The organism is Parasynechococcus sp. (assembly GCF_042954325.1).
Taxonomy (GTDB): domain Bacteria; phylum Cyanobacteriota; class Cyanobacteriia; order PCC-6307; family Cyanobiaceae; genus Parasynechococcus.
Window position 1 is genome coordinate 1 of the sequence record NZ_JBGKDS010000068.1, and the last position, 10,453, is coordinate 10,453.

The window sequence follows — 10,453 nt, forward strand, 5'->3', positions numbered from 1 at the left end:
GATCTTAATGATTATGCCAAAAAAAGTATCAGCCATGATTCCATGGAGGAAGACTGATTAGTCACATGTCCAGTTATTTTCTATCTTCAACAAGTAGCCCCGCCATGAGCGGGGTTTTTGCTGTTTAGAGAGTTGCCACCAATTGGGGGATAAAGCCATCTCAGGAAATCCCTCGAAGGCGACGTTGTATTCCGCAGAAACAATGATTCCGAGATCGGGATCACAAGCTTTGATCTGACTCCAAAATGCCCGCGGCGGAAATTAAAAAACATTTCTTGGTCTTGGAAGCCTAGACAGAACAATCTTTTCGGTATTTCAAGTCGATTCAAGCGTCACCTTAGTTCTTAAGAACTATTTCTGTGACTGGATTTTTGCTGGTGCTTATCGGTCTCTGGACTCCCGGTCCAGGCTGCTAGCAAAGCGTCCGATCAGGACTCCCATGACAGCCGCGAGGTAGAGCGGGCCCGCGACACTCGTGCCAATGCTCACCATCCGAGCCAGCGGAAGGATTGGACTGATATCTCCGAAGCCAACGGTCGTGAGGCAGACAAAAGCGAAGTAATTGATCGACGAAAACACGTCGGCTGCGGCCAAGACGCTTTGTTCGCCGATGGGTTCCACAACCAACGGCTCAAAACTGCCCGGTTGGATTGTTTCCAGCGCACTCATCACCAATCCGGCGGTGAGGCCGATGTGCAAATAGCCAGCCGTTGCACCGATCAGCAGCGATTCATTGACGACCGGTTCCGAGGCCAGGCGTTTGACCAAACGAATGATGCTCCAACTCACCAGCACACCCCAGCTCAGTGCCATGGGCACACCGCTGTAGAGCAAGTTCAAAGGGGTCAGCAACCAGATCCACATGGCCGCTATCGCAATGCCCCCGAGGCTGCGATAAGTCCTGTCGCTCCAGGACGGGGCGTCGCTTCCTCCCACCATCACTTGGGTGAGGAGGAAGGCGATCAACGTGTAGCCAACATGGGTTGCCCAAATCAGCCTTGGGAATGCGAACCCGATGGTGACGATCAGGGTGAAGAGCAGCAGCAGCTTGTGGTGCTGATCATTCCGACGTGATTGTCGTCGGTTCGCTGTCACGTGCTCCAGGTCAATTGCCTGCATCGTGCAGGGAATCCCTGGTCACCACAAGGACAGTTGACTGGTGCCGCGGCGGCTCCACCCGGCGCCATCCCAGGGTTCGAGCATCGCCTCGAGGGCCCGGCGATGGGCCCCATCCCCCGGTTCCAGCCATGCCTCTTCGAGGCCCGTTGGAATCACCACGGGCATGCGGTCATGCAGCGACTGCAGCAAGGGGTTGGGACGGGTGGTGATCACGCAGCACGTTTCCACTTCACTGCCATCGGGTCCAATCCAGCGATCCCAGAGTCCGCCGAGCCAGAACAGGGTGTGATCCTCTTTCTGGATGCATTCCCCTTGTTCGAAGAATCCACTGGCAGGCAGCAGGCAGCGATGGTGGCGCCAGGGTCCACGAAACGAGGCCTTGTCGTTCAGGGTTTCAGCCCGGGCATTAATCGGTCTGGGCCCACTCAACGGGTCCTTGACCCATCCCGGCAGCAGACCCCAAAGCATGTGGGACATGCCGCTGCGTCCATGTTCCCGCCGTAATGCCAGCACCGGCTCGGCCGGACGGATGAGATGGCGGGGTGCGTAATGGCCCATCCAGCCACGGTCGTCGTCGGTCAACCATGGCTGGATCTGTGCGCTCAGCACGTCCAGGGGCGTCTCGAGGGTGTAGCGACCGCACATGGTCGGACCCTACCGGGCGTTCGGTTCTCACACCCATCCGTCACGCTCGCTTCTGTGCATTCCTCGTAGCGTGATCGCATTGCAGGCGAGGGCCATGCCGATCCGTCAGGACGACAACCAACCGAACCGTCGGTTCGGAATCATCAACCTGGTGCTGATTGGTTTCGGGGTATTGCTGCTGGTCAGCAGCTTCATTCCGAACAACGGGATGCAACAGGTGCCCCGTGTTCCTTATTCGTTGTTCATTGATCAAGTCAATGACGGCGCTGTGAAACGGGCGTTCATCACCCAGGACCAGATCCGTTACGAGTTGAGTGATCCCGAGGAGGGTGCTCCCCCGGTGTTAGCCACAACACCGATCTTCGATATGGATCTCCCGCAGCGTCTGGAGACCAAGGGCGTCGAATTCGCAGCAGCTCCGCCGAAGAAGCCCAACATTTTCACCACGATTCTCAGCTGGGTGGTTCCGCCGCTGATTTTCATCTTGGTGCTTCAGTTTTTCGCTCGCCGCTCCATGGGTGGTGGCGCTCAAGGGGCCTTGAGTTTCACCAAGAGCAAGGCCAAGGTTTATGTCCCCGATGAGGAATCACGGGTGACCTTCGCTGATGTGGCCGGTGTTGACGAGGCCAAGCAGGAGCTGACTGAGATCGTTGATTTCCTCAAAACCCCTGAGCGATACGCCGAAATCGGGGCGCGAATTCCCAAGGGTGTGCTGCTCGTGGGGCCTCCGGGTACCGGTAAAACTCTGCTTTCCAAAGCGGTTGCCGGTGAAGCGGGTGTGCCCTTCTTCATCATCTCCGGCTCGGAATTCGTCGAGCTGTTCGTCGGCGCTGGTGCCGCTCGCGTACGCGATCTGTTTGAAGAGGCCAAGAAGAAGGCCCCTTGCATCATCTTCATCGACGAGCTGGATGCGATCGGTAAAAGCCGTTCCGGCTCGATGGGTGTGGTCGGTGGAAACGATGAGCGTGAGCAGACGCTGAATCAGCTGCTGACAGAGATGGATGGTTTCACAGCCCAGGACAAACCTGTGATTGTGTTGGCGGCCACCAACCAACCCGAGGTCCTGGACGCCGCACTGTTGCGCCCGGGTCGCTTCGACCGTCAGGTCCTCGTTGATCGTCCTGATCTCTCCGGTCGCAAGACCATCCTTGAGATCTACGCCAAGAAGGTCAAGCTCGCAGAGGCTGTCGACCTCGATAGCGTTGCCCAGGCCACCAGTGGATTTGCCGGAGCTGATCTGGCCAACCTGATCAATGAGGCTGCTCTGTTAGCGGCCCGGGCCATGCGCACCCGGGTTGAACAACAGGACCTCGGAGAAGCGATTGAACGGGTGGTGGCTGGCTTGGAGAAGAAGAGCCGCGTTCTCCAACCCGATGAAAAGAAAGTGGTGGCTTATCACGAAGTGGGTCACGCCATCGTTGGTCATCTGATGCCCGGTGGCAGCAAGGTCGCCAAGATCTCGATTGTTCCCCGTGGCATGAGTGCCCTGGGTTACACCCTGCAGCTACCGACCGAAGAACGCTTCCTCAATTCGAAGGAAGAGCTTCAAGGTCAGATCGCCACATTGTTGGGGGGCCGCTCGGCCGAAGAGATTGTGTTCGGCAAGATCACAACCGGTGCCGCCAATGATCTGCAGCGGGCCACGGATTTGGCAGAGCAGATGGTGGGGACCTATGGAATGAGTGAAACCCTCGGACCATTGGCCTACGACAAGCAAGGTGGGGGTCGCTTCCTGGGCGGCACCAACAACCCGCGTCGATCGGTGAGTGATGCCACCGCACAGGCCATCGACCAGGAGGTCCGTGGTTTGGTCGATAAGGCCCACGATGATGCCCTCCAGATTCTTCGCCAGAACATGGCTTTGCTCGAGACGATTGCCCAGAAGATCCTCGAAAAAGAGGTGATCGAAGGGGACGATCTCAAGCAAATGCTCGAGGCAAGTGTGCTTCCGGAGGGTGTCAGCGCTTGACGCGCAGGCCGTTTATCCCCGATAACAGTCCTTTGAAACCGAATGATGGCTACCGCTGCAGCGGGGGTTGCCGCCTCATTAACCGCCCTGAATGGCCGAGACTTTCTGTCCTCGGCCGATTTCTCAGCTGAGGAAACCGCTGCTCTGCTCGAGCTGGCATCCCAACTCAAATCCGGAGAACGTCGGATTGATTTGGGCAATCGGGTCCTCGGCCTGATTTTCACCAAGGCGTCGACCCGCACGCGGGTCAGTTTTTCGGTGGCGATGACACGCTTGGGTGGTCAGACCGTGGACCTCAACCCCAGCGTCACGCAGTTGGGTCGTGGCGAACCGCTGCAGGACACCGCCCGGGTGTTGAGCCGCTACTGCGATGCGTTGGCCATCAGGACTTTTGCCCAGCAGGAACTGGTTGATTACGCCCACTGGTCAACGGTGCCCGTCATTAACGCCCTGACCGATCTGGAGCACCCCTGTCAGGCCCTGGCTGATTTCCTCACCATGCGAGAGGTGCACGGTGACCTGGCCGGTCAGACCCTCGCCTACGTCGGAGATGGCAACAACGTTGCTCACTCTTTGATGCTCTGTGGTGCTCTGCTGGGCGTCAACGTCAGGATCGGTTGCCCCGATGGGTTTGAGCCACTGCCTGGCATTCTTGATCAAGCACGCTCGCTCGCCCAACATGGCGCTGCAGTTGAGGTGATGTCTGACCCCGTCGAAGCTGTGCGGGGTGCTCAGGCCGTCTACACCGATGTCTGGGCTTCGATGGGACAGGAGCAGGAACAACAGGAGCGCGAACAGGCCTTTGCTGCGTTCTGTCTGGATCAGGAGCTGATGGCCCATGCCGCCAGCGACGCAATCGTGTTGCACTGTCTGCCGGCCCACCGTGGCGAGGAAATCACCGCTGAGGTGATGGAGGGAGCATCCAGCCGAATCTTTGATCAGGCTGAAAATCGTCTGCATGCTCAGCAGGCTTTGCTCGCTGCCGTTCTGGGTGGTTTGTAATCCCATCTGTGTTCTTCACCATGGCGGCTTCTCTTCACATCAGTCGGCTGGCGTCCTGTTGCTTGGGGATCAGCACCATGCTGATGACGGCCTCTCCTGTGCGATCGGAGCCACTGTGCAGAATCAATGGAACGGTTGAATCCTGCCGAGCGCATCTGGTTGGCGATGCGCTCACCGTTGTTCGCGCCGATGGTTCCACGATTCAGACCAAGCGTCTGGGCCGTTGTGGACTCGACCAGCAAGACGACGGCGTGATGCAACGCTGCAATGTGCGCATCACCTTGCCGGATGATTTTGTGTATGGCCTGCAATTGATCAAGCCGCAGGGTGCCGTCGAACTGATGGCCCCCACCCTGACGATCGAGCTCGAGGGGGTGTCGCGCTCCGGGGAGTCTTGATCTCTTCAGACTGTTTTTGATTTTGTTCCCTTGTCCCTCTGCTCTGACCTGATTTGATCGGTCCAGATGCTGAGTCTGCGATGAATGGAGTGGATCTTGAGATCGTTGCAACCCTGCTGGCTGCCAAACACCTTGATGCTCTGAAATTGCAGGATTGGACCCTTGCAGCCTTCAGTCTCTATCAACTGGGACAGCTGGATGAGCAGTCAACCGTGCGTGCGTGGTCCGACGAGCAGGGGTTCAGCCCTGAGCTGGCGGCCTGATTGCTGCATCCGCTACATCAAGAAGTGGCTGGTCTGGGGAGAATTCATTCATAGGAGAATTTTCTTGTATGACCCTGTCCAGTCGCTATCGCCAGCTCATGGATTTGGCGAATCAAGCCACGGATCGTCAAACCTATTTCCATTACCTCCGCGAAGCTCAATCTCTGTTGAGAACAGATTGTTCTGATCAAGCCAGCGGTGTACGTGCCCTCAATCAATTTCTCGGAGACCAGCTGACAGCGCGTGCAGTGTCGTGATGGTCGCATCACTGCTGTTGTCCTTTGTGGGCCTCTTGGCCCTCGTGGTTGAGCAAAAGTCAAACGAAGCCAAGTTGGTTGACCGTTGACCTGGGCGCCTCCATCGGCAATAAAAAACCCTGGGCAAACCTTTGCCCAGGGCCGGTGATGGGGACACCTTCAACATAGCGGCATTGTCCTGCCGCCACAGTTCTGATCTGACACACCCCGCGAGGGCACGCTTCCTGGCGGAAATCCGGCTCCGGGAACGACGCTGATCTCAACGCATCACCGCTTTGAGGATGAAGAGCATTTCCCTCGCCCTTGAGTTGTGGTCGGGCTGAATGTTGCTAATCCAATCGGTAGAACAGTCTGGATTCAATGTCCAGTTCTCCTGCGCCGTCATCATCTCCTTCGACGATTTCGATGGCGATATCTTTATCGCAGAATTCATGAACAATGTCCTGTCCAGTGACAATGTTATGGACAATTAGAAGTCGCTTCATGTTGGTGTCTCAAACGGTTGATTGGAATCTATCGCTTTTGTCCTTGTCGTAAGGCCCTGAGATGCTTGGCTCAAGCAGTGTTCTGTGCTGTCGATAATCAGGGGTTGTGGATGTTTGGATCGGCGCCCTGACCTTCGCTTGGCATCGCGATCCATGGATCTGTTGTTACCTTTCACGGGTTAGAGCCTCCCGTGCCGGTCCCCGTCGTCTATCACCCGCTGTACTCGGCTCCACTGCCGAGCACACATCGGTTTCCGATGGCCAAATTCCGGTTGTTGCACCGCTTACTTCTGGATCAGGGTCTGATCACTGCCGAGCAGGTTGTCGCTCCCCTGTCGATTGCCAGGCGTGACCTGGAGATGGTCCATACCCGTCGCTATCACGAGGATTTCAGTCGTGATCGGCTATCCCGGGCTGATCAACGCCGCATTGGCTTACCAGCGACAACGCCTCTCATCCAGCGAACCTGGTTGGCGGTGGGAGGCACGCTTCAGACGGCGCGGTTGGCATTGCGCCACGGCCTGGCATGTCATTTGGCTGGGGGGACCCACCATGCTCATCCAGATTTCGGCAGCGGTTTTTGCATCTTCAATGACTGCGCCATCGCCGCCGGTGTTCTTCTGGCGAGGGGTGAGGTGGAGCGCCTGATGATTCTCGATCTCGATGTTCATCAAGGCGACGGAACAGCAGCTTGTTGTGCTCACAATCCGAGGATTTTCACGGTGTCAGTGCATGCCGCAAGTAATTTCCCGCTGCGCAAAGTGAACAGTGATGTTGACCTTCCCCTTGAAGATGGTGTGGATGATCAGGGATATCTCACGGCCATCGGTGATCGAATTCCGGCTCTGATCGATCAGTTCTGCCCTGATCTTGTTCTGTTGAATGCCGGGGTTGATCCCCATCAAGACGACCGGCTTGGTCGTCTGGCGCTCACCGACCAGGGCTTGATCTGTCGGGATCGGCTGGTCCTCGATGCCTGTTTACGGCGCTCGATCCCCATCGCCACGGTGATTGGTGGTGGATATGACACCCTCGATGCGCTGGTGCCTCGCCATGCCCTCGTGATCAGGGCGGCTGTCGAACAGGGACGTTTATATGGTCTTTGAGGTTGGACTACGGCATGTCACTCCCTCCCTGGAGGCCACTCCTCAAGGCTGCGCAGCAACGGGACGGTCGCTCGCCGTCCGTCCGTTGGCTTCAACTCGCCACCATCGCCACAGATGGAACCCCCCGGGTGCGGACCCTGGTGTTTCGCGGCTGGCACACCGATGCGGCCTTGCTGCTGTTCAGCGATGCCCGCAGCGACAAGATCGAGGATCTGCGCCATCAACCGGCTGCTGAGGTGTGTTGGTTGTTTGCGAAGGCCAAGCAACAATTCCGTCTTCGGGGCGTGATCCGTCAGCTGACGTCGGAACAGGATCCGGCGTTCACGACCCATTGCTGGAGGACGATGCGTGATGGCGGTCGGGCGCTCTGGAGCTGGCCGCAGCCGGGTGCTGCGCTGGATCTCGATGCCGACTTTCCAAGCCAGGTGCCGGAACACGCGGAGCCGCCGAGCCACTTTTGGGTGTTATCCCTTCAGGTCGCCGAGGTGGAGCTTCTGGATCTCACGCAGCATCCCCATCGACGCAGTCGCTGGTGTGTTGCCGACCGTTGGCTTGAGCATCGACTGAACCCCTGACGTTGGCTGGATCACCACCAACGGTTGACCCGTCCGATCGATGCTTCACCGGGCTTCGAGGGGATGGTCACCACCGAGAGCCGTTGTTCCTGGCGTTGGTAATCAAAGCGGCAGAATCCAGCGCCGCTTCCCGAGCAGGACGACAGGCTGCTCAGGGCCACGGCAGCCCATTCCCGTTCGCGTTCCGACGGTGTTTGTGTCGGTGCCGGTTGCCAGCCCGCGGCGACCAGTTGTTCGTGGGCTTCCAGAATGGTCTGGTCTGTCTCTAGGACCGGATCAGGGGCGGCCCGTCCTGCGCTGCCCAGTCCCACCAGGCCCAAGAGCAGAACCGTCAACGCGCGTTGTCTGGTAACACCCATGTTGATCTGGCTTCAGTTCTGCCATAGCCATGGATGCTCGATTCAGCCAAGTGTTGGCTAAAGCATCGGTTGAAGCATCTGGGTGATCAGCAGGCTGACGATGACTCCGACCAGTGCCTTGCCGACATCGGCGCCGATGGTCTGGAGCACGCTGCCCGGCTCGGCAGGGCGGAGCGCCAGCTCACGGCCAGCCAGCAAACCAAGAAACATCCAGGTCGTGCTGAGGGGAACCGTTGACATCAAGCTTTGAACCAGCAAACAGATCCCGAACAGCGTGTCGATCACGGTGGCCGAAACCAAATCGGTGCTGCTGCTCTTGGAACGCAGGACAGCTTGCATGGGGCCACCACCGCGGGCCACCAACAGGCAAATCGCCAGGCACAATCCAGCCGTGCAGGTCACCATGGCCGTGGCGGTGAGCTGTCGCGGCAGGTAAACGAACACGTTGGCCATGTCCTGAATCAGCCACTGACTCCAGAGCAAAGCGGTGGCCAGCCACTGCAAGGCGAGCCAGGCGTTGTTGCCGTCGTTGCCCGGTCGCCACTGCTCCGGAAGGCGGACCCCCACCCCGTAGGCCATCAGTCCCATCGCGAAGGCAAGGATGTATCCCGTGGTGGAGCTGTTGATCAGAGCGCCGCTGTTGGCTGGCTGAAAGCACGACAGCACCAGAAATGATGTGCTCACGGGAGCACCCCATCGGGTTAAGACCAACACGGCAGCTGGAGGGATCAGGTAGATCCAGCTGAGGGGATGGGGGAGCGGGAAGGCGTTGGTGTCAGCGGTGAGTCGTCCCCAGGCGGGGTCACCGTGGTTCAGCCACCAACCCATCAGAAGCACCCCGCTGGTGATGCTGCACAGAAACAGCATTTGGGTGCTCTTGGCTGTCCGATCCGCGTTGGATGACAGAAAGGTGCCAATGGTCTGAACAGCGTCATTTCCCATGACGGCCCAGGCCGCCAGCACAAACCCCACCCCCATCGAGAGGCTGATCACCATCCCTCAGGGTTGATCGTTTCGGTGCGCCAGCCGACGACGCAGGTGGGGCACCACCACGATGTCCATCACCGCAAAGCTGATCAGGCAGGGCAGAAAGCCACGCCCGATCAGGTGGCAGATGCTGCGGTTGCTGTCCAGTTCGCAGATCACCAGTTCCGCAAACCAGAACAGCGCCAGTTGGATCATGAAGCTGGTGCAGGCGAACCGCACTTCAGTGCGACTGAGCCGGAAGAATCTCAGCACGTCAGTTCAGAACGGTCAGGCTCTGAATCCTGGCCTGCCGCACCCATGCGGCCAGGGCCTTGATCTCATCACGGTTGGGCAGGCAGATGCACCCCGTGCCCGGATAGCAACGGTGAATTCCCAGGGCACTGCGGGTTGTTTCGAAGCGGGGAGTGAGGGTGAACCACAGGTCATCGCCCCAGGGTTCCGGTGGGCCCAGGTTGTAGCGACCGGCGGGAAGGGGGGCCGCGTTCCCCGGTGACCAGCGGCGGTCGACCTGCTGGCGTGCGGCGATTCCGCTGGCGGCGGTCCAGCTGGCCAACAACTCCCCCCGACCATGCAATTCAACTTTCCAGATCCGGTTGCCATCGGGGAAGGTTGTCGTCGTGCGTCGTGTCGTCAACGTCAGAGCGCCGTTCTTCAGCAGGGCGGCGGTGGGTCCGTTCTGACCGGACAGCTGCTCCGTGCTTTGGCCCCGTGCGGTCCCGCCCAGGGCAAGAACCAAGCCAAGGCCGAACAGCGACAGCAGGCGAGGCATCAACACGTGCAATCCCAACAACCTTGTCACTCTGGCGCTGCCACCATGGGCTGCAGCGGATCCAGACAGCGTGGACGTTCTTGATCTCTTTCCCCGCTCCATTCTCAAAGGAGCGCTTCCTGCTCCGTTGCTGACGACATTGATTGATCTCAGTGAGCAGGTTCTCGCCAATCCGACCGCCAGCCCGGATGCCTCCAGCAAGTTGGCGGGACAACTCAGCCAGCAACGGGAGCTGCGGCCGGATCAGCCCGGTGTTCAGGCTCTGATGGACGAACATCTGCTGCCGGCGTGCCACCGCTGGATTCGCCATGTGATGGATCGCCAGCCGCCCCAGGGCCGTGGCCCCTGGGTGCCAGGTCGCTATCAGCTTCAACCGATTGATCTGTGGCTCAATTGTCAGTTGGCCGGGGACTACAACCCCACCCACACCCATGGGGGCAGTTTCTCTGGGGTGATCTTTCTCAAGGTGCCACCGCAGATCAATGCCAACAGCTTTGATGGCCAGCTCTGTTTCCACGG

Annotated in this window: 12 protein-coding genes and 1 pseudogene; 7 read left to right on the plus strand and 6 right to left on the minus strand. The window is 58.8% G+C overall.

Going from position 1 to position 10,453, the window contains the following annotated elements:
• Positions 1–381 precede the first annotated feature (381 nt).
• Both ACGVKB_RS08760 and ACGVKB_RS08765 read right to left on the minus strand, forming a co-directional pair.
• A complete protein-coding gene (locus ACGVKB_RS08760) occupies positions 382–1,119 on the minus strand; it encodes a potassium channel family protein (protein WP_392351180.1) in 738 nt (245 codons plus the stop codon).
• 18 nt (positions 1,120–1,137) lie between these two features.
• Positions 1,138–1,764: an SOS response-associated peptidase gene (locus tag ACGVKB_RS08765; RefSeq protein ID WP_392351182.1), complete on the minus strand. Its 627-nt coding sequence runs from the start codon at positions 1,762–1,764 to the stop codon at positions 1,138–1,140.
• A gap of 94 nt (positions 1,765–1,858) precedes the next feature.
• Here ACGVKB_RS08765 and ftsH point away from each other — a divergent pair, with 94 nt between their 5' ends.
• From ftsH to ACGVKB_RS08795, 6 genes are all read left to right on the plus strand, one after another.
• Positions 1,859–3,733 carry an ATP-dependent zinc metalloprotease FtsH gene (gene ftsH / locus ACGVKB_RS08770; RefSeq protein WP_392351184.1) on the plus strand — a complete coding sequence of 625 codons (1,875 nt, stop codon included), beginning with the start codon at positions 1,859–1,861 and terminating at the stop codon, positions 3,731–3,733.
• A 45-nt stretch (positions 3,734–3,778) separates the two neighbouring features.
• Positions 3,779–4,735, plus strand: coding sequence for an ornithine carbamoyltransferase (gene argF, locus ACGVKB_RS08775; protein ID WP_392351186.1), 957 nt, complete (start codon positions 3,779–3,781; stop codon positions 4,733–4,735).
• 20 nt (positions 4,736–4,755) lie between these two features.
• Positions 4,756–5,133, plus strand: a complete 378-nt coding sequence (locus ACGVKB_RS08780; RefSeq protein ID WP_392351188.1) for a hypothetical protein — start codon at positions 4,756–4,758, stop codon at positions 5,131–5,133.
• 80 nt (positions 5,134–5,213) lie between these two features.
• Complete coding sequence (locus tag ACGVKB_RS08785; protein WP_392351190.1) at positions 5,214–5,396, plus strand: hypothetical protein; 183 nt, start codon at positions 5,214–5,216, stop codon at positions 5,394–5,396.
• 933 nt (positions 5,397–6,329) lie between these two features.
• Positions 6,330–7,244, plus strand: a complete 915-nt coding sequence (locus tag ACGVKB_RS08790) for a histone deacetylase (protein ID WP_392351192.1) — start codon at positions 6,330–6,332, stop codon at positions 7,242–7,244.
• Positions 7,245–7,258: 14 nt separating this feature from the next.
• On the plus strand, positions 7,259–7,819 hold the full coding sequence (locus ACGVKB_RS08795; protein WP_392351194.1) for a pyridoxamine 5'-phosphate oxidase family protein: 561 nt from the start codon (positions 7,259–7,261) through the stop codon (positions 7,817–7,819).
• 11 nt (positions 7,820–7,830) lie between these two features.
• Here the strand turns inward: ACGVKB_RS08795 and ACGVKB_RS08800 are convergent, their stop codons facing one another.
• The 4 genes from ACGVKB_RS08800 to ACGVKB_RS08815 form a co-directional block, all read right to left on the minus strand.
• Positions 7,831–8,154 carry a hypothetical protein gene (locus tag ACGVKB_RS08800; RefSeq protein ID WP_392351196.1) on the minus strand — a complete coding sequence of 108 codons (324 nt, stop codon included), beginning with the start codon at positions 8,152–8,154 and terminating at the stop codon, positions 7,831–7,833.
• Positions 8,155–8,235: 81 nt separating this feature from the next.
• On the minus strand, positions 8,236–9,174 hold the full coding sequence (locus ACGVKB_RS08805; protein WP_392351198.1) for a hypothetical protein: 939 nt from the start codon (positions 9,172–9,174) through the stop codon (positions 8,236–8,238).
• Positions 9,175–9,177: 3 nt separating this feature from the next.
• The gene (locus ACGVKB_RS08810; protein WP_392351200.1) at positions 9,178–9,417 is read right to left on the minus strand and encodes a hypothetical protein; all 240 of its coding nucleotides are present in this window, start codon (positions 9,415–9,417) and stop codon (positions 9,178–9,180) included.
• A gap of 1 nt (position 9,418) precedes the next feature.
• A complete protein-coding gene (locus ACGVKB_RS08815) occupies positions 9,419–9,934 on the minus strand; it encodes a hypothetical protein (RefSeq protein WP_392351202.1) in 516 nt (171 codons plus the stop codon).
• Between the two features lie 70 nt (positions 9,935–10,004).
• Between ACGVKB_RS08815 and ACGVKB_RS08820 the strand changes: the two are divergent.
• Positions 10,005–10,453: pseudogene (locus ACGVKB_RS08820) on the plus strand (hypothetical protein); the annotation flags it as partial.